The 17,478-nt window shown below is 38.9% G+C and carries 22 protein-coding genes and 1 pseudogene; 11 read left to right on the top strand and 12 right to left on the bottom strand.

Annotated elements, in window-relative coordinates; all coding sequences use genetic code 11:
* Window positions 1-20: 20 nt before the first annotated feature.
* The 3 genes from ACTNDQ_RS12230 to ACTNDQ_RS12240 form a co-directional block, all read right to left on the bottom strand.
* The gene (locus ACTNDQ_RS12230; protein ID WP_279199079.1) at window positions 21-1,745 is read right to left on the bottom strand and encodes a hypothetical protein; all 1,725 of its coding nucleotides are present in this window, start codon (window positions 1,743-1,745) and stop codon (window positions 21-23) included.
* A gap of 208 nt (window positions 1,746-1,953) precedes the next feature.
* On the bottom strand, window positions 1,954-2,547 hold the full coding sequence (locus ACTNDQ_RS12235) for a YdcF family protein (protein ID WP_279199080.1): 594 nt from the start codon (window positions 2,545-2,547) through the stop codon (window positions 1,954-1,956).
* 144 nt (window positions 2,548-2,691) lie between these two features.
* Window positions 2,692-3,456: an N-acetylmuramoyl-L-alanine amidase gene (locus ACTNDQ_RS12240; RefSeq protein ID WP_147603085.1), complete on the bottom strand. Its 765-nt coding sequence runs from the start codon at window positions 3,454-3,456 to the stop codon at window positions 2,692-2,694.
* Window positions 3,457-3,682: 226 nt separating this feature from the next.
* Between ACTNDQ_RS12240 and ACTNDQ_RS12245 the strand changes: the two genes are divergently transcribed.
* The 3 genes from ACTNDQ_RS12245 to ACTNDQ_RS12255 all read left to right on the top strand — a co-directional run bounded on the left by ACTNDQ_RS12245 (window position 3,683) and on the right by ACTNDQ_RS12255 (window position 6,461).
* On the top strand, window positions 3,683-4,660 hold the full coding sequence (locus ACTNDQ_RS12245) for an ABC transporter substrate-binding protein (protein ID WP_441064732.1): 978 nt from the start codon (window positions 3,683-3,685) through the stop codon (window positions 4,658-4,660).
* 89 nt (window positions 4,661-4,749) lie between these two features.
* Window positions 4,750-5,664 (top strand): ABC transporter permease, encoded by a 915-nt coding sequence (locus tag ACTNDQ_RS12250; RefSeq protein WP_173739882.1) that lies wholly within the window; start codon window positions 4,750-4,752, stop codon window positions 5,662-5,664.
* Between the two features lie 2 nt (window positions 5,665-5,666).
* The gene (locus tag ACTNDQ_RS12255; protein WP_118515603.1) at window positions 5,667-6,461 is read left to right on the top strand and encodes an ABC transporter ATP-binding protein; all 795 of its coding nucleotides are present in this window, start codon (window positions 5,667-5,669) and stop codon (window positions 6,459-6,461) included.
* Window positions 6,462-6,622: 161 nt separating this feature from the next.
* Here ACTNDQ_RS12255 and ACTNDQ_RS12260 read toward each other — a convergent pair whose 3' ends face one another.
* The 6 genes from ACTNDQ_RS12260 to ACTNDQ_RS12285 all read right to left on the bottom strand — a co-directional run bounded on the left by ACTNDQ_RS12260 (window position 6,623) and on the right by ACTNDQ_RS12285 (window position 11,209).
* Window positions 6,623-7,555, bottom strand: coding sequence for a DUF5688 family protein (locus tag ACTNDQ_RS12260; protein ID WP_129975279.1), 933 nt, complete (start codon window positions 7,553-7,555; stop codon window positions 6,623-6,625).
* A gap of 309 nt (window positions 7,556-7,864) precedes the next feature.
* Window positions 7,865-8,332 carry a low molecular weight protein-tyrosine-phosphatase gene (locus ACTNDQ_RS12265; protein ID WP_288787143.1) on the bottom strand — a complete coding sequence of 156 codons (468 nt, stop codon included), beginning with the start codon at window positions 8,330-8,332 and terminating at the stop codon, window positions 7,865-7,867.
* 215 nt (window positions 8,333-8,547) lie between these two features.
* On the bottom strand, window positions 8,548-9,762 hold the full coding sequence (locus ACTNDQ_RS12270; protein WP_044960653.1) for a site-specific integrase: 1,215 nt from the start codon (window positions 9,760-9,762) through the stop codon (window positions 8,548-8,550).
* Window positions 9,763-9,866: 104 nt separating this feature from the next.
* Window positions 9,867-10,088, bottom strand: coding sequence for an excisionase (locus ACTNDQ_RS12275; RefSeq protein WP_021650362.1), 222 nt, complete (start codon window positions 10,086-10,088; stop codon window positions 9,867-9,869).
* 424 nt (window positions 10,089-10,512) lie between these two features.
* A complete protein-coding gene (locus tag ACTNDQ_RS12280; RefSeq protein WP_118248127.1) occupies window positions 10,513-10,785 on the bottom strand; it encodes a helix-turn-helix domain-containing protein in 273 nt (90 codons plus the stop codon).
* A complete protein-coding gene (locus ACTNDQ_RS12285) occupies window positions 10,772-11,209 on the bottom strand; it encodes an RNA polymerase sigma factor (protein WP_005426505.1) in 438 nt (145 codons plus the stop codon). The genes ACTNDQ_RS12280 and ACTNDQ_RS12285 overlap by 14 nt, the downstream gene beginning before the upstream one ends.
* Before the next feature lie 504 nt (window positions 11,210-11,713).
* Between ACTNDQ_RS12285 and ACTNDQ_RS12290 the strand changes: the two genes are divergently transcribed.
* Window positions 11,714-12,073 (top strand): helix-turn-helix domain-containing protein, encoded by a 360-nt coding sequence (locus ACTNDQ_RS12290; RefSeq protein WP_015524620.1) that lies wholly within the window; start codon window positions 11,714-11,716, stop codon window positions 12,071-12,073.
* A 63-nt stretch (window positions 12,074-12,136) separates the two neighbouring features.
* Here the strand turns inward: ACTNDQ_RS12290 and ACTNDQ_RS12295 are convergent, their stop codons facing one another.
* Window positions 12,137-12,472, bottom strand: a complete 336-nt coding sequence (locus ACTNDQ_RS12295; RefSeq protein WP_441064733.1) for a hypothetical protein — start codon at window positions 12,470-12,472, stop codon at window positions 12,137-12,139.
* A 171-nt stretch (window positions 12,473-12,643) separates the two neighbouring features.
* Between ACTNDQ_RS12295 and ACTNDQ_RS12300 the strand changes: the two genes are divergently transcribed.
* From ACTNDQ_RS12300 to ACTNDQ_RS12310, 3 genes are all read left to right on the top strand, one after another.
* On the top strand, window positions 12,644-12,907 hold the full coding sequence (locus ACTNDQ_RS12300) for a helix-turn-helix domain-containing protein (protein WP_015541275.1): 264 nt from the start codon (window positions 12,644-12,646) through the stop codon (window positions 12,905-12,907).
* A gap of 94 nt (window positions 12,908-13,001) precedes the next feature.
* A complete protein-coding gene (locus ACTNDQ_RS12305; RefSeq protein ID WP_005426514.1) occupies window positions 13,002-13,175 on the top strand; it encodes a hypothetical protein in 174 nt (57 codons plus the stop codon).
* Window positions 13,162-13,500 carry a type II toxin-antitoxin system RelE/ParE family toxin gene (locus ACTNDQ_RS12310; RefSeq protein WP_441064734.1) on the top strand — a complete coding sequence of 113 codons (339 nt, stop codon included), beginning with the start codon at window positions 13,162-13,164 and terminating at the stop codon, window positions 13,498-13,500. Before ACTNDQ_RS12305 ends, ACTNDQ_RS12310 begins: the two co-directional genes overlap by 14 nt.
* 53 nt (window positions 13,501-13,553) lie before the next feature.
* Here ACTNDQ_RS12310 and ACTNDQ_RS12315 read toward each other — a convergent pair whose 3' ends face one another.
* Window positions 13,554-13,913: an MmcQ/YjbR family DNA-binding protein gene (locus tag ACTNDQ_RS12315; protein WP_306288688.1), complete on the bottom strand. Its 360-nt coding sequence runs from the start codon at window positions 13,911-13,913 to the stop codon at window positions 13,554-13,556.
* A gap of 399 nt (window positions 13,914-14,312) precedes the next feature.
* Between ACTNDQ_RS12315 and ACTNDQ_RS12320 the strand changes: the two are divergent.
* Both ACTNDQ_RS12320 and ACTNDQ_RS12325 read left to right on the top strand, forming a co-directional pair.
* Window positions 14,313-14,653 (top strand): annotated as a pseudogene (locus tag ACTNDQ_RS12320) (plasmid mobilization protein).
* Window positions 14,602-15,981 carry a relaxase/mobilization nuclease domain-containing protein gene (locus ACTNDQ_RS12325; RefSeq protein ID WP_279206707.1) on the top strand — a complete coding sequence of 460 codons (1,380 nt, stop codon included), beginning with the start codon at window positions 14,602-14,604 and terminating at the stop codon, window positions 15,979-15,981. Before ACTNDQ_RS12320 ends, ACTNDQ_RS12325 begins: the two are co-directional and overlap by 52 nt.
* A gap of 23 nt (window positions 15,982-16,004) precedes the next feature.
* Here the strand turns inward: ACTNDQ_RS12325 and ACTNDQ_RS12330 are convergent, their stop codons facing one another.
* Window positions 16,005-16,418 carry a winged helix-turn-helix domain-containing protein gene (locus ACTNDQ_RS12330; RefSeq protein ID WP_118331069.1) on the bottom strand — a complete coding sequence of 138 codons (414 nt, stop codon included), beginning with the start codon at window positions 16,416-16,418 and terminating at the stop codon, window positions 16,005-16,007.
* 118 nt (window positions 16,419-16,536) lie between these two features.
* On the opposite strand from ACTNDQ_RS12330, the gene ACTNDQ_RS12335 reads away from it, so the two are divergent.
* Window positions 16,537-16,911 carry a BlaI/MecI/CopY family transcriptional regulator gene (locus tag ACTNDQ_RS12335; RefSeq protein WP_441064736.1) on the top strand — a complete coding sequence of 125 codons (375 nt, stop codon included), beginning with the start codon at window positions 16,537-16,539 and terminating at the stop codon, window positions 16,909-16,911.
* Between the two features lie 10 nt (window positions 16,912-16,921).
* Window positions 16,922-17,398, top strand: coding sequence for a M56 family metallopeptidase (locus ACTNDQ_RS12340; RefSeq protein WP_441064735.1), 477 nt, complete (start codon window positions 16,922-16,924; stop codon window positions 17,396-17,398).
* The last annotated feature ends 80 nt before the right edge of the window (window positions 17,399-17,478 follow it).

Below are 17,478 nucleotides of genomic sequence, written 5' to 3' on the forward strand. Positions count from 1 at the left end.
AGAGCTTTTTCTCTTATTCATTACTTCTTTCTTTTCTTAAAAAACACTGCTACACCAGCTACAACTGCCGCTGCCACAAACAAGATCACAAACGGAAGGATCTGAGTGTTATCTCCGGTATTTACCTGTTTCTTGGATGTTGTTGCAGAAGACTGTTCTTCAGCCTCATTCTCCGCCGTATCACTGTTCTGAGAAGAAGACTGTTCCTGATCTGTGCTATCTGAAGTCAGATTCTGAGATGTCTCTGCCGTATTGGTGTCTGTACTGTCTGTTTCTGCAGAATCTGCAGTACCTGAAGATGCAGTATCCGAAGATGAAGCATCAGCTGCAGGTGTAACCGTTGCACCGGTATTGCTTTCAGCATCTGGCCCTACCAGAGATTTACTTCCAGCGATGCCAAATGGGCTGAATGAATGTGTACTGAAAGTCATTGTGGCACCATCCATGCTTGGAATGATGGTCTCCATTGCGCCATTATCAAGAAGGTGTTCAATCGAATATGTATAGCCGGCCTTTACAGGTACAGTCACACTGATATACTCCCCATCCGGAATTTTATACTCTGTATTATTCTGTGTATCCCAGAGTTCAAACTCATAGGATTTAAAGATTGTTGCATCTTCTTCATTGGTAAACTGATAGTCCTCACCACCAGAAACACGAAACTGCACATACCACGGAAGATCGATTCCTGATACAGTTATTCCATCACAGGTATGATTTTGAGACGCAATTTCCTCTTTTTCTGTTTCTGTCAGATCGGTAGCTGCATTCTGAGGGCGTTTATCCTCGGTATCATCTTTCCTGTCAAAAATATTATCCTTGTTTTCTTCAGTATCAGGAGTCTCCGTAATTTCCGGGATCGCGGTAATTTCAGCATCGTTATTTTTTTCATGATTCTCATCGTCTCTATTCTCAGATGCTGCATCAGGATCCATACCATCTTCTGCCGCCGGAGTTATCGTTACAGCAGGAGTTTCCACAGCTTCTGCTTCTTCCCCATCCTGAGTTTTATTATCCTCAGATGGTGCAGCTGTTACCTCCGGAGCTTCTGTTATCTCCGGATCCCTGTTTTCCTCTCCACTGGCATCTGCTGCATCTGTTGTATCAGAAGAATCTGAAGAAGACTGCTCCGTTTTTCCTGTTGTCTCCGGATCTTCTTTATTTTCCTGGGCACTGTTATCCTGCAGACCTTCGTTCTTCTCCTCATTCTCTGCAGTGCTGTCCTCTTTTTCTTTTACAGAAGTATCTGCATCACTCTCATTGACGTCGGTTCCATTTTCCTCTTTATCATCGGTTCCATAGGATTCTCCTGAATCTGAATCAGAAGAATCGGAACTTTCCTCACTTCCGGAATTTTCCTCTGTACTGTCAATGCTGCTGACCACAACTGTCACGGAACCTGTAAGTGTTCCTGAATTACTATCCCACCCCGGAAGGCCTGAAAGGTCAGCACCTGCAGCAGGTTTGAACACTACCCCACAGGATTGCACACGTTTGTCCGGAACATAAGAACTATCTGCCCAGGAAAGAGTTCCATACGCATTAGATGGGAGCGCAATGTTAGCAAGAGCTGTAGGGCTGTCAATAGTTATATTATCCGGGATCACAGCACCGGATTCTATACCTGAAGAGTTCTCCGCATATGCCGGAAAGGTCTGTCCTCCGATCAGTGTCATGGACAATGCCGCTGCTGCCAGTATTGAAAAGCTTCTGCTAAATGTAATCTTTGTGTTCTTTTTCATAATAATCTGCACCTCTATATTCAAAATCTAAGATTCATATTTGCCTTTTGTCAAAAAATTCAGTTATATAAAATATCGAACGCATGTAACATGCGCTCGAACCAATATTTCTCCAAAAATTAATATCTTGTTAATCTTTCGTAACAGATATTTCTTTTTTTCGTCAAATGCATTATAACACAATTCTTTTTTTTACGACACCCCTAAATTAATTTTTTTTGAGCATCAATGAAAATTGTTTAATTATTCTAGTTATTTCCCCCATTACCTCATCAATTCCATCATTTGTCATAATCCACGTATTTTTATCTATAGAATCCACACAACACGAACTCACAAAGAATTCCGTATCCGGATAAAGCAACTTGTAATACATCAAAGCACGTCTTGCATGACAGGTTTTACAGCAGAGAATCGCCTTTTTGATATCCAGGTGTTCTCTGTCTGTTACCTGTCTGGAATAAATTGCGTTCTCATAAGTGTAGGTTGCCTGATCTTCTTTCAGAATTGCTTCTTCCGGTACATCATTCTGCATCAGAACATCTTTCAAAAAATCCCATTCCGTTTTGTATGTCCCACAATAACATTCTTTCTTGTCAAGAACTCCTGTAAATCTCCCTGCTGTGATACTGTATCTTCCACTGGGCAGGATCTTTGGTGCAAACCCATTCCTGTAAAGCTCCGCTGCTTTTTCCGCCATTTGAGGATATCCGTTTCCCGGAACAAAGATCACATCCGCTTTTTCCGGCTTATCTTCTATAAACATGAAATCTTCTATCTGTTTCAGAAACTCTTCGTACATTATTTTTTATGTCCTTCCTTTACCATCTGCAGCTAAATCCCGGATCAAAAGATATTTATCTGACAGTTATCCCTTATCCAGCTTTCTGTATTGCCTAATCATATCACTCTTTCGTGGCAGATGCACTAACAGATCATCTGTTTTCTATTTTGTAACGATCACTGTGCTATATCCACTGTCCCTCAGCCTTTGTTCCATATTGACCGCATTTCCAAGCTGCATATATGCTCCTACCTGAACTTTGTAAAGATCATTCTCTCTCAGGATAAACGCCGGAAATCCCTGATCTGTCAGCTGATACAACATCCTGTCTGCATTTTCCCGATTTCGAAATGCTCCTGTCTGTACCCGATAATACAATGGCTCTTCCACCGTTTCCTCATTCAACGTTCCCAGAATGGCATCTGCGATGCTTCTGGCAATCTCTTCGAATTTTTTTTCAAAAAGCTGATTATCCTTTTCCGAGTTTATAAATCCGGTCTCGACCAAAAGTGCCGGCATTTTTGTGCGCCGGAGCACTACCAGCCCCGGACGTTCTTTTACGCCCAGTTCCCGAAACCCCAGTTCTCCCAATGCTCCCAGGATATTCTGTGCCATCTGATATTTAATGCCTTTCTTATCATAGACCAGTACTTCAACTCCATTGTATTGTTCCGGCTTGGAACTGCTGTTGCGATGAAAAGAAATAAAAAAATCTGCTCCAGCTTCATTTGCAGCTTTCGCTTTTTCAAAAGGAGTCTGATAAATATCTGTAGTCCTGGTATAAACCACATCCACGCCGTTCTCTTCCAGGATCTTTCCTACTGCAAGGGTCAGTTTCAGATTGTCATCCTTTTCCTTGCGATCTTTATAAACAGCACCCGGATCTTCTCCACCATGTCCGGCATCCAGAACGATTTTATATGCCATGTTCTTTCTCCTTGAGAATTTCATTCACAATATGATATGACTGTATGTTTTTTCCTGTGCCTGCATTTCATTTCATGCTTTATTTTGTTTTCCGGATCTGTTTACTCAACATATTTTCACGTTAATTCTTCTTGACTTTTAAGCATTAAAGTGTTATATTAACACAATCAGTGTTGTATTTTTAAATAATCCAAAAATGCAGCAACATCGTGAGGAGGAAAACAATATGAAAAAGCGTATTTTAACAGCTGTACTCGCAGCAGCTCTTGTAACAGGAACCTGTGCTGCCACAGTAAGCGCCAAAGAAGAAAAGACTTACACAATAGGTATCTGCCAGCTGGTCCAGCATGACGCACTGGATGCCGCAACCAAGGGTTTTGAGGATGCCATCACTGAAAAGATGGGTGATTCCGTAAAATTTGACGAGCAAAATGCACAGGGTGATTCTAATACCTGTTCTACCATTATCAACAGCTTTGTTTCAGAAGGGGCAGACCTGATCCTTGCAAACGCAACCGCATCTCTTCAGGCTGCAGCTGCCGGAACTTCCGATATCCCGATCCTTGGAACAGCCGTTACCGAATATGGTGTCGCTCTTGGAATCGATGACTTTGACGGAACAGTAGGCGAGAACATTTCCGGTACTTCTGATCTTGCTCCTCTTGATGAGCAGGCCGATATGCTCCATGAGCTTTTCCCGGATGCAAAAAATGTCGGACTTCTCTACTGCTCAGCAGAGCCAAACTCCCAGTATCAGGTAGATACAGTAAAAGATGCTCTTGAGAAGCTTGGTTATACCTGTGAAGATTATGCATTCTCTGATTCCAACGATCTTTCATCCGTTGTTACCACAGCTGCCAATGACAGTGATGTGATCTATGCACCTACAGATAATACTGTAGCATCCAATACTGAGATCATCAACAACATCTGTCTTCCGGCAAAGGTTCCGGTAATCGCTGGTGAAGAAGGTATCTGCCAGGCATGTGGTGTTGCAACACTTTCCATCAGCTACTATGATCTTGGATACAAAACCGGTGAAATGGCAGTCAGCATCCTTCAGGATGGTAAAGATATCTCCAAAATGCCGATTGAATATGCACCAAAATTCACAAAAGAATACAACAAAGACATCTGTGACGAGCTTGGTATTAAAATTCCGGATGGATATGAAGCAATCGAAACAGATAAAACAGCTGAATAATCGGTAAAAAACCTATTATACACTGATACAGCGAGAAGGGAGTTCCCCTTCTCGCTGTTCGTGCATAAAAAAGAGGAGGATAATTTAACATGCAGATTATGAGTTTAATAACCGCACTTCCAGGAGCTGCCGCACAGGGGCTTATCTGGGGAATCATGGCGATCGGTGTGTACATTACATTCCGCATTCTTGATATTGCGGATCTTACCGTTGACGGAACTTTATGTACAGGCGGCGCTGTTTGTATCATGATGATGCTCAGCGGACACAATGTATGGGTGTCCATGCTGGCTGCAACAGGAGCCGGTCTTCTGGCCGGTCTTGCCACCGGTATTTTTCATACCTTTATGGGCATCCCGGCTATCCTTGCCGGAATCCTGACACAGCTTTCCCTTTACTCTGTCAACCTGAAGATCATGGGAAAAGCAAACCAGGCGATCAATGTTGATAAATTTAATCTTCTGGTATCCCTTCGACGTGTCAAGGGTGTTGCTCTGACACAGAATACGCTTTTTATCGTAGCAATTATGATCATCATTCTGATTGCAGTCCTTTACTGGTTCTTCGGAACTGAACTCGGATGTTCCCTGCGTGCGACCGGATGTAATCCAAGCATGTCCCGTGCACAGGGTATCAACACAGACCGCAATAAGGTTCTGGGACTGATGCTTTCCAACGGACTTGTTGCTCTTTCCGGCGCTCTTCTCACACAGTACCAGGGATTTGCAGATATCAACATGGGACGTGGTTCCATCGTTATCGGTCTTGCTGCAGTAATTATCGGTGAAGCGATCTTCAGCCGTATTTTCCGCAACTTTGCACTGAAGCTTTTAAGCGTTGTATTTGGTTCTATTCTTTATTATCTGGTACTTCAGATTGTTATCTGGATGGGAATTGATACAGACCTTCTGAAAATGCTTTCCGCACTCGTCGTTGCATTTTTCCTTGCTTTCCCATACTGGAAGGGCAAATACTTTACAAAAGCCAAACAGGGAGGTAAATGATCATGCTGAAACTGATCGATATACATAAAACATTTAATCCGGGCACCATCAATGAAAAGGTTGCTTTAAACGGCGTGGATCTTCATCTGAACGAAGGTGATTTTGTTACAGTCATCGGAGGAAACGGCGCCGGAAAATCCACTATGCTGAATGCAGTTGCAGGTGCCTGGCCTGTAGATTCCGGAAAGATCATTATCGGTGGAACCGATGTCACAAAACTTTCCGAATATAAAAGAGCCGCGTATCTTGGCCGTGTATTCCAGGATCCTATGACCGGAACTGCTGCAACTATGGGAATTGAAGAAAATCTCGCTCTTGCCAAACGCCGCGGAAAATCCCGCCTTCTCCGTCCGGGCATTACCCGCCAGGAACGGGAAGAATACCACGAACTCCTGAAGATTCTCGGTCTTGGTCTTGAGGACCGGCTCACTTCCAAAGTCGGACTCCTCTCCGGTGGCCAGCGTCAGGCATTGACACTTCTGATGGCAACTTTAAAGAAGCCTCAGCTTCTTCTTCTGGATGAGCACACTGCTGCTCTTGATCCGAAGACTGCAGCCAAGGTTCTCGAGATCACAGACATGATCGTAACCCGCGATCATCTGACAACCATGATGATCACCCATAACATGCGTGATGCAATCACTCACGGCAATCGTCTGATCATGATGTGGGAGGGAAAGATCATTCTGGATATCCAGGGCGAAGAAAAGAAAAAGCTTACAGTCAAAGATCTCCTGGACAAATTCGAAGAAGCCAGCGGTGAAGAATTTTCCAACGATTCCGCACTTCTCAGCTAAACCACAAAAAAAGAACTCTTATAATAATTAGACAAACAGCATAACACATGGAAAGAACCTGGCCGGAATTTCATTCTTTATGATGGATTCCGGCCTTAATTTCTGTTCTAATGCAAATAACGATAAACTCAAAGCACTTCCATATGTCACCTCTCTTTAGCTCATTTCAATTCCACAGAGAATTCACCACTCCTTCTGCTGTATCGATAAATGGAAGATGTCAGATAATCCTCCTCCGGAGTTGCTTTCTCGAGCGTATCACTTAGAACTTCTTTCAAATCTTCCGGATAAACCACATCCGCATTATGGACCATTACTTCATGAACACTGGTAAAAACCAGATATAGGTCTGACCCCAGTAGTTCAGAAAGACGTCTGGCTACCCCGGGCAAAAAGATTGCTGCCGCTCCATTAGTACGCTTTTCTGTACTCAGGCAATTCCCGGCAATCCCTTTATTTGGATGGTATGTTCCAAGGATATCCATGAAATTATCTCCTTCATATGTCTTATCAAACAGCATTTTTTCCCAATGATAGATTCTTGGTGGACTGATAAAATATGTATTTATTAGAGCAGCTTCGAAAACAGTATCCGCATCTTTTCCCCATTTCTCCACAAAGCTTTTCTTGATCTTTGCACTCAGAACATATCCCTCTTTTTCTCCTGCAAGATAATAAACCACTAAAGCAATATCTCCGATTTTGTGATGAACCAACTCCTTCAGTATAGTCCTGTTTTTATCTGCATTCAGAAGTCGAATAAAAAGTCTGCTTTTTACCTTCTCATAATCTTTCAGATCGTCCAAATCACATAGCACACAATTTTCACTGACTTTTTTTATCTCCCTAACACAATCATGAACGATATTTTCAAAAGAATGTTCCTGACAGTACCTTTTATAAAGCTCTTCTGTATGCAACCCGCAGACTGTTTTTGCCTTTTCCATATGACCACTCTCTACAAATAGCCTATCTCCCAAACAGCCATATTTTTCTCCATCGTTTGAAAAATAAATTTCTTCTTCCTTTAGGTCCATAGCCGCAAGAAGAAGCTTTCTCAGGTCCGTGACAAAAGTTTCATAACTTTTTTCCATATTTAATTTCCTTTCTGTGAAACAAAGCGGACGAATGTCCTGACAAAATCCTGTGCGCTCTCACAACGACGCACAAAATGATTCTGATCTGATAGCATGATTAGATATTTCTGTGGAAAGAACTTCCACTGTAGAATTGCAGAGAGCAGATTTCTCTGCTGAATCTGAGTTGCTTGCTGTATGGACAAGTATAATAGAAGTTTTCAGATTTGTAAAGAAGTTTTCATCGACAGAAAAAGCAACTTCCGCTGCCTTTTGCTGTCATACCCTTTGTATTGTTTCAGATTTGTGTCTCATTCCGAAATATCACTAATGGATTTCTCCATGTTTCTCCAGATAATCCAGAAATCCCTCACAACCTTCCTGTATATCTTCATAAGTTTTGTCAAAATTTCCTGTATACCAAGGATCCGCAATATCCCGTCCTGATCCGGCAAAAGTCAGAAACTTATAAAGCTTCTCTTCCGGGTCATTCTTCAGCATCCTGTTAAGATTACGCATATTAGCAGAATCCATACCAATAATATAATCGGATTTTTCATAATCCGACCACGTAATCTGCTTCGCTCTGTGCGGAACCAGTGGTATTCCCACTTCTCTCAGCTTGTTTACTGTTCCTCTGTGAGGTGGATTCCCAATCTCCTCTGTACTTGTTGCAAAACTGTCGATCAAAAACTGATCTGAAAGGCCGAGCATTTTTACCTTGTGCGTAAAAACACTCTCGGCCATGGTTGATCTGCAGATATTGCCGTGGCAGACAAATAACACTCTTATCATTGCTTAAAACTCCTTGAAATGCTGTATTTACGCTGTTTACAGGCATTTTCCGATAATCTTCAATCCTGTCATTTTCCTGTATATCACAGCATAAATTCGTATATTTTCTTATCCAAATTTAGTAACTTCTTAGTAATAACCAGCCTGGAAAACAGGCTCTCTAAGAACCTTATAATCAGATTATTTTTAATTCTTTTTTCTATTATTTTATCATACTATGCCAGTTTTGCAATCCTATTCATCTCTTCTTTTGCATCAATTAATCCCAGATGCGTATATACATTTAACGTAACCCCTATATCAGAATGTCCCATTAAATATTGGAGTGCTTTCGGATTCATTCCAGCTTTCGCCATATTGGAACAATATGTATGCCTACATACATGAGGCGTGATCTTTGGCATTTGTTCCTCATGAGTACGATTATACTTTCCTAACGCCCACTGAAAATGTTTTTCCCAATGGAGTGCTACCTCAGGCATATCTTTTTTATCCAGGAATAAAAATCGACTATATCCATCTATAATCGGCTCAACCCTTACTTTTTTACGGTTTTTCACAATCTGTTCAAAACATTCATAAACTTCATCTGTCATCGGCAACATTCGTGTTCCACTTGAAGTTTTGGTATCTTCAATGACGTACTGCATTCCTCTGGTTCTCTGAAGCTGATGATTCACATTGATTTTTCTCTCCTGAAGATCAATATCTTTCACTGTCAATCCACAAAACTCAGAAATACGAAGTCCAGTCTTAAACAAAATAAACATTCCATTATAGTATTTTGAGTAATGGTCATCATTTCGGATAAACTCCAGAAATAACTCTTCCTGTTCTTTTGTAATTGCCTGTCTTGTAACACTGTCATTTACGACAACTGTACATAATTGAAATTCAAAAGGATTCTTGCGCAGTAAATCATCTTCAACTGCCATCTGAAATGCAGGTCTTACAATTCCACGCACACTGTGAATGGAACTGTATCCTCTTCCATCTGCTTGCAGCTTAATAAACCATGCTTTTGCATCCGACAATTTTATTTTATCTATTCTTCTGGTTCCGAATTCTTCTTTTTTTATTATATTGATCACAAAATCATAGTTCGCCTGAGTATTATGACGAACCCCCTTTTTTTGTCCAATATATTTTTGAACCAAATCCAAAACTGTTAAATTTCCTCCGTAAGGTACTATACCATCATGTAAATCTCTTTGGATATTTTTTTCTTTTTCCCTTAGAGCTAAGCATGGTCTGCATCCAGTTGGCAGAGAATCTGTTGGCTCTAATTTCCAACTATACAAAAACTTCTGCTTTCCATAACAATCTGTATATACAAACGCATATCTTCCATCTTTTCTCTGACTTTCTCCGTTTCGTAAAATTCGACCTTTTTTATCTCGTCGTTTTTGGTCACGTTTTGTTTTACCCAAACGTCTTCGCCCCTTTCTACGAAGAAGCCCTAGCACGATATAGGTATTATATCATACCAGGGCTAACATTTCCACTTTAAAGTGCTAAATTGTTCGTATATTTTTTACAAAGACGTAGTCTGATCCAGAAAGGCCTCAAATTTCTTACGGTTAATCAATGACTTACACCCCACCTGGACTGTAAAGCAACATTCTGAATTTAGATGTTCCGAAATAAGCATCCTTATTTTCTTTTCACCTATTCCGAAATATTGCACTGCTTCATCCACCGTAAGCATATATTTTTCCCAAATTGGAATCTTACCTTTTTCAATTTTAATCGCCACTCTTCTCTCCTCCTTTTCTCTTTGGACAAAACATTTTTATCTGCCCATGACAATTTACAATTTTATACACTGTCATCGGCAGATAAAATTACAATACAGGTGGCAGTTCAGTACTCTGCCCACATCGGTTTTGCACCGTCATTAAATATGACCAGATTTTTTCTGGAAGTATCATTATCACAGATATGCTTCGTCGCCCTGTGCAGCTGCTACACATTTTGTCAAATTCTTCTCGCTCCATACCTTTACTTCAATGTTATATTTCAGCATTTCCTCGTATTTACTCCATTAACAGAGCAGATATATCATGGCGGATTTACCTAGTGGCTCTACATATCTTCACGTCCTGTATGTAAAACAATATACAATTTTCAAGGTACAAAAATTCCTGAAGGGGAAAAGGAATCTATATTAAATACTCCCTTTACTGATTACTTTTCCTTACATATGATTTCGTATCAAATCCCAAGGTCTTAGTAATCAGTTTTGTTTCCAGGCGTTGACGCAGAGTTTCATCTACACAGTAATGCACCTGTCCAAATTCGTCAAACATTTTTCTGGTAGCCAAAACTGTTATGTACCCTTCATAATGCTTCAACACTGCCTGGATTGCCTCAGTATCACCAGTTGATGCTGCCTCAATAACATGGAATGGCAGCAAATCAAATGCGCATTTCTGTTTTTTACTTTTTTTCATTTGCAGATTCCTCCATATTTTTTCTCATCAGTTCCAGTGATCGTCTACGATGCTCATTAATTGTGCTGCGTACAAGATTCATTTCTCTGGCAATGTCTGCATCACTCATATCCATAAAATATGATAATAACACAACATTCCTTTTCTTTTCAGTAAGTGTCTGCAGTGCTTCAGCAATCAATGCATCTTTGACTTCTATGTCGTAACCCAGGACCTGAAAACGATGTGTTTCCATTTCATGCTCATCCATTATAAAAAGTCTGCTCAACTCCTTTTCTGATAATTCTGACAACATCACTTCATACTTCTGGCGATATGCCATATGCTTTTCATAATTAATAACTTCACTTTTCAATGCCAGCTTGCACAGAGAATCAAACTGATGTCTGACTGTCTGCTCATCTTGAAAAGAGGATTGCTCCATAAGAGTTCACCTCCTTCCCCGCCGGTAGGCAATAAGCAAAGTTCTTGCTTCCCCTTCACACTTATCCCAAACGGATGAGTGCATTTGTCGGGGTGTGGGAAGAAATTTTTAAAAAATTTCTTAATAAATACGAGGAAATTGTTTTTCCTGTATTTTGAGGTATATAAAAAACGTCCTAATGGGTAGTTTTTAGCCCATCGGACGCTATTTATATCAAAAGATAATATTTTGCCATCATTTCTTGTGGCATATAATTCACTTTTTGAGGTAAAGAAATTTATTTGCTTTTTTGAACTATTTATCTATTTCATCCGTCACGTAATGACGGATGTGATACCAGACAATAAAATTCTTAATCATTCCAATACCTCCGGATCTGTTTTACGGAAATTCAGAATTTTATATGTCTTTTAAAAAGTAAAATATCACCCTCTTTTTTAGTGAAATATTAGTTCATTTTCTTTCAAGAAAGGGAACTATACACTAAACATGGAGGTGTATCATATGCCAAAACAAACAGATAAAGAACTGGGATTGTTTTTTAAGAACGCCCGACACGAGCAAAAATTGACTTATGAAGAATTAGCTGAAAAAGCAGAAATGTCCAGCCGATATTTAAAGGAAATTGAAAATGGGGGCCGAGTTCCCAGTTTTCATAAAATCAGAAAACTGGTACGCGCTTTAAATGTTCCTCCTGAACCATTGTTTTATCCAAACAATCATACAGATAATCTTGATTATCAACGCCTGCTCATGTACCTGTCAAAATGCAACGATGAGCAAATTACCGCTATCCTTGCCATCGTAGAAGCATATCTGCGCACATACAAAATTCCTACAGACCACGATAAACAAGATCCCTGAAATTCATTTGAATTCTATCTGAATTATTCTGAAGAAGCGGTATGGTTTCCCATACCGCCACTCTTAACGTGCATATTTTTCTATCATTCTCTTAACATTCGTGGATTTCTTTATTGCCCCTATATTAATAAGAAACTCAACTACATCCATCATTCCCTGGTAATAAGCCCGCTGCTCCTCTTCATAATGGAAATGTTCTAACTGATCCAGATATTTATTCCAGAAATTCTGCTCACGCTCTGGGATTTTTTCCAGATATAGTAGCAGCTTCTTTTGTATTTGTTTCAAATTCTTCTCTGCTTCTTTCCATTCTTCCGGCTGTACTGTATATTCTCTTTCTCCGGAGTCACAGCGCAATTCCTCAAATAAATTCGATACTGCTTCATAAAATTCATTCATCTTCTTTCCACCTCTCATTAGAATTATTTCTCATTACAGGCAGCATTATCATTTTCTTATTTCAAAAATCAAATAAACTTTCCAAAAACTTCATCTTTAGAAGTATAGTAACAATATTTTTCCTTAAAATCAATAATAATACTTCATCTTTAGAAACTTTTGAGGATCAGAATGATTATTTATTGGGATAAAAAAACGAACAGTAAAAACAGAATAGGACAACGGGTAAAAGAATTACGAAAGGCTCATAATCTTACTCAGAAAACACTCGCTGCCAAATTACAACTTGCAGGATATGATTTTAATGATCTGGCAATCCTGCGAATTGAACAAGGCACACGTTTCGTTCCCGACTACGAAGTTGTCGCACTGGCCGAAGTATTTAATGTTTCCTGCGAATATCTTCTTGGTCTGACGGACGCTCCTGCAAAATAATTCAATTGTATTGCTGCCCATTCTATGCTAAACTATGGATAGATACTTCTGAACAACATACACTATTTATAAACCGTATGATTGGAGTGATTTCATGGAATTAACAAAAAAAGTCCCTACAACCGATAAAAACCAGGAAAACAATCATCTTCTCCGCATGTTAGACCGGGGAATTGATGATATGGAAGCTGGTCGTGAATTGCCACTGGAAGATGCTTTTCGCAAAATCACAGAATTAAGGGATGCACGAAGAAATGCAAGAATATAAAATTATTTTAACCTGGGAAGCAATTTACGATGTCACAGACATTGCAGATTATATTGAAGAAGAATTCGGCCAGCAACGTGCTGACCGTTTTCAATCTGATCTGAAAGAACAAATGCAGAATTTAAGTCAGTTCAGTACTGCCTTTCCCCGAACTCAAATTCTGTACAGAGGATATTCCATACATAAAAGATCTTTTCCGCCATCTATTATTTTTTATATTATAATGGAACAAACAAAAGAGATTCATATTCTCCGAGTGTTGCGCCATGAACGAGATTGGGAAAATATCCTGTTGCAAAGACCAACTTATACATATCCAGAATGAATACCTGGGAGCCGATCAGAGATTTTTCTGAAAGGCTTCCTTTTAAATTTTAATTACTTCCCACTGTCAATTAAATCATAACTCATATCCAGAAAATCTAGCGTCTTAGCTTCACTGACAGATTCATCCAGAAGAATCGTAATCCAGTGCCGCTTGTTCATATGATACCCCGATAAAAATCCATACGTTTGAATTAACATCCCAACCAGATCAGGGTCACATTTTACATTCAGGATATCAATGTTTCCATCTTCTTCTAATCCCAGTGTTTTCTTTTCCACTGCCATAATTATAGCATACCATTTTCCATTTTTATGTCGAAGCACCGCAGAATCAGGATCTTTTTTCCATAAATATTCCGGTTCAGTTCCATATTGCTCTTTCACATATTGAAAAATTTCCTCACGTTTCAAATTTATCCCTCACTTACGATTTCTTGCTCTGATTATACGCTATCAGGATTATATTCTCAAGCACTTCTCACAGTTCCATTTATGTTTTATAGCTTTTGCATAGCCTGCTTTGCAGGCTACACCCCAAAAGAAGCAAGCACTGCCAGTGTCATGACACCTGGCTCATTTTACAAAATTCCCCTTCGGTTTATTTTGTAAAAATGTATCAGGGAGTATCCCTGTCCCTCTCATATTTTATAATTTCTTAATTTGACGCTTTCACCCAGTCCTGTTAAAATAACTTACAGATACATCTGTCCAAACCAACAAAAAACCAAGTACCATAACTGTCATAGCCGAACTGGTTAGACAGTTTTTTTGTACTCTTTTTTATAGAAAAAAACGAATTGGAGGATTTCAATGAGCAAACGTACCAGAATTCATCCCGTACAATTTTATTTGAATGATGACGAACAATACATTTTAGAAGAAAAATATCGTCTTTCCAGGATGAAAAGCAAATCTGCCTTTCTACGGAAAATGATCTTATATGGATTTGTATATGAAGTAGACTACTCTCATATCCGAAAAATGAATACCCTGCTGGGCAATATCAGCAGCAATTTGAATCAGATCACCCATCGTATAAACAGTACCAATACAGTTTACCAAAGGACCTGGACGATATAAAGGAGTTAATGGAAAAAATATGGCAGTTACAAAAATCCATGGTATCAAAACAACCGTTGATAAAGCAATAGAATACATCTGCAATCCAGATAAAACTGACCAGAATCTATATATTTCTTCCTTTGCCTGCTCTCCCGAAACAGCCGTTCTTGACTTTAAATACACTTTGGATCATACACATGACTGCAGAGATCCGCACAATACAAATAAGGCATTTCATCTGATTCAGGCATTTTCCCCTGGTGAAGTTTCCTATGAAGAAGCCCATCAAATTGGCAAAGAACTTGCGGATCGCTTACTGGAGGGAAAATACTCCTATGTTCTGACAACACACACTGATAAAGGTCATGTACATAACCATTTAATTTTCTGTTCTGCAGATAACATCACTTTTTCTCATTACCATGACTGTAAAAAGAATTACTGGAAAATACGAAATCTCAGCGACACTTTATGCCAGGAACATAACCTGTCCACAATTATGCCAGATGGTAAAAAAGGAATGAAATACAATGAATGGGCTGCAAATAAATCTGAATCCAGTAAAAAAGCGCAGCTGCGAAAAGATATCAACCAGACAATCCGAATCGTTTCCACTTACTCAGAATTTCTTGCATTTATGGAAGCTAAAGGATATGAAATAAAAAACGCAGAATTTGGCGAAAACAGCAGGAAATACATTACCTTTCGTTCTCCCGATATGTCCCGTCCAGTGCGTGGAAGTGCTAAATCTTTAGGAAAAAATTTTACTAAGGAACGTATCAAAGAACGTATTGAGAATAAACTCCAGAGAACTGCCATTTCTTCTGTTCGCAAGAAGTTAATAGACACCAACGCTCCCAATATAACAGGAAACATCGACCTTCAGAAATGGGCAAATAAGGAAAATTTAAAGATTGTTTCTACTACATATAGCCAGATGCTTACACATAATCTACATAATTTTTCAGAACTTGAAAGCCGCATAACCTTGTTACATATGCAACAAAAAGAGGTAAATACCACTGTCGTCTCTCTTGAATCACAGATCCGACATCTTCGAGAACTGCTAAAATACGCTGAACAATATCAGAAAAATAAAATTTATAACGACCATTATAAAAGCTCAAAAGATTCGGATCGTTATTTCCGTAAATATGAATCTCAAATTATCCTTTTCGCTGGTGCCGAGCATATTTTACAGGAAAATGGTATAGACCTGAAACAGCTCAATACCAATAAGTTACAGGCTCAAATTTCAGAGCTTATTTCCAGAAAGAAGTCAATAAATACTCAATATGTTTCCTTTCGGAAAGAAATGAAAGAGTTGGAATTGATACATCAAAACTTGTCCAAGTATCTAAAACCGGATGATCCTGAAATAGAAAAATCTTCCCATAACAAACTTCCTTCTTTGTAAAACCATAATAATAGGCAGCGATTTCACTCGCTGCCTAAATTCCCGTTAAACCGATATCCTACACCTCGTACTGTTTGTATATATAATGGTTGTCCAGGATCATCTTCTATTTTTTCTCTGATATTGCAGATATGTCGCATAACCACATTATAATCACCGGAATAAGGTTCATTCCATACCAGATCATAAACCATTTCTTTTCCAAATATTCTACCTGGATTTTTCGCTAAAAGAAGTAAAATATCATATTCATATTTTGAAAGATGAACATCACTATCATTCTTTTTAACAATTCGTTCCTGTAGATATATTTTTAATTCTCCAAACCTTATAATTTCCGGTATGAATTGGTTTTTATGTTCCCAGCTAGTCAATATGTTTTCACTTATGCTTCCATTAGCATCTGTGATTCTCTCAATAATTTCTATCTTTTTCACCTTTATTGCCTCTACATTATTAATTTTATATTCTATATATCATCTGCCATTTGACTTTTTTCTTCTACAAGTAATATAATATATTTATTACATATGTAGGATTTAGCAGGAGGATTTTATTATGTCACTACCCCAAATTTCAGAAGCCGAATTTGAAGTTATGAAAATTGTATGGAAATATGCTCCCATCAATACAAATGAAATTACAGAAAAACTTACTCTAACTACCAGCTGGAGTCCAAAAACAATTCAAACTCTTATCAAGAGACTTGTTTCCAAAAAAGCTCTTTCCTACGAAAAACAAAGCCGGGTATTTGTCTATACTCCATTAGTCCAAGAAGATGAATATATACGCCAGGAAAGCAATTCTTTTTTAAAGCGATATTATAATGGAAATCTTTCTTCTATGATGGCTTCTTACCTTGAAGACGATAAGCTCTCTTCAACAGAAATTGATAACTTACGCCATTTATTATCAAAACATCAGAAATAGGAGGTTTTGAATGAGCAACTGGATTATCCACTTTTTAATCAGTAATATCTTCATATGTATTTTTACACTTGTAATAATCGGAACAAAAAAACTTCTGAAAAAATATTTATCTGCGGCTACACAGTACCATCTCTGTTTTCTTTTATTTTTACTACTTGCCGTGCCATTTTTTCCTGTACAGATTCATGGCTCACAACTTTTTTCATGGTTACATTTTTTTCAAACTGACTCAGGACTTAACTCTGGTACCGACACGCTATCCGAACTTACCAGTAATACACAAAATATTTTGTTAAACCAGGTGAATGATTTTTCAGTTTCCATCAGTAGTCAATTTTCTGGAGGCTTGAATACCATACTCTTTCTAATATGGATAACGGGTGTTATGATTATGTCAGTCCTCACCCTTCATTCATTAAACTATGTACGCTCCATAAAAAGATCTGCTCTCCCGCTTCAAAATCAGCAGGTAAAAACTAAGTCATGAACCACCAGTTCAACTGGTGGTTTGATTATGCCCCTATAAGGGGCCTATGCCTGCAACGCCTGAAAGGCGGATGCCTCAAG

This window comes from Blautia massiliensis (ex Liu et al. 2021), from assembly GCF_052064225.1.
Taxonomy (GTDB): domain Bacteria; phylum Bacillota; class Clostridia; order Lachnospirales; family Lachnospiraceae; genus Blautia_A; species Blautia_A fusiformis.

Coding starts and splice junctions, on each gene's coding strand:
- ACTNDQ_RS12255 (WP_118515603.1), top strand. CDS start 5,667: ATGCTGAAACTGATCGATATACATAAAACATTTAATCCGGGCACCATC.
- ACTNDQ_RS12235 (WP_279199080.1), bottom strand. CDS start 2,547: ATGTACGAAGAGTTTCTGAAACAGATAGAAGATTTCATGTTTATAGAA.
- ACTNDQ_RS12245 (WP_441064732.1), top strand. CDS start 3,683: ATGAAAAAGCGTATTTTAACAGCTGTACTCGCAGCAGCTCTTGTAACA.
- ACTNDQ_RS12290 (WP_015524620.1), top strand. CDS start 11,714: ATGCCAAAACAAACAGATAAAGAACTGGGATTGTTTTTTAAGAACGCC.
- ACTNDQ_RS12305 (WP_005426514.1), top strand. CDS start 13,002: ATGGAATTAACAAAAAAAGTCCCTACAACCGATAAAAACCAGGAAAAC.
- ACTNDQ_RS12250 (WP_173739882.1), top strand. CDS start 4,750: ATGCAGATTATGAGTTTAATAACCGCACTTCCAGGAGCTGCCGCACAG.
- ACTNDQ_RS12325 (WP_279206707.1), top strand. CDS start 14,602: ATGGCAGTTACAAAAATCCATGGTATCAAAACAACCGTTGATAAAGCA.
- ACTNDQ_RS12285 (WP_005426505.1), bottom strand. CDS start 11,209: ATGGAGCAATCCTCTTTTCAAGATGAGCAGACAGTCAGACATCAGTTT.
- ACTNDQ_RS12310 (WP_441064734.1), top strand. CDS start 13,162: ATGCAAGAATATAAAATTATTTTAACCTGGGAAGCAATTTACGATGTC.
- ACTNDQ_RS12295 (WP_441064733.1), bottom strand. CDS start 12,472: ATGAATGAATTTTATGAAGCAGTATCGAATTTATTTGAGGAATTGCGC.
- ACTNDQ_RS12300 (WP_015541275.1), top strand. CDS start 12,644: ATGATTATTTATTGGGATAAAAAAACGAACAGTAAAAACAGAATAGGA.
- ACTNDQ_RS12260 (WP_129975279.1), bottom strand. CDS start 7,555: ATGGAAAAAAGTTATGAAACTTTTGTCACGGACCTGAGAAAGCTTCTT.
- ACTNDQ_RS12265 (WP_288787143.1), bottom strand. CDS start 8,332: ATGATAAGAGTGTTATTTGTCTGCCACGGCAATATCTGCAGATCAACC.
- ACTNDQ_RS12240 (WP_147603085.1), bottom strand. CDS start 3,456: ATGGCATATAAAATCGTTCTGGATGCCGGACATGGTGGAGAAGATCCG.
- ACTNDQ_RS12230 (WP_279199079.1), bottom strand. CDS start 1,745: ATGAAAAAGAACACAAAGATTACATTTAGCAGAAGCTTTTCAATACTG.
- ACTNDQ_RS12280 (WP_118248127.1), bottom strand. CDS start 10,785: ATGAAAAAAAGTAAAAAACAGAAATGCGCATTTGATTTGCTGCCATTC.
- ACTNDQ_RS12340 (WP_441064735.1), top strand. CDS start 16,922: ATGAGCAACTGGATTATCCACTTTTTAATCAGTAATATCTTCATATGT.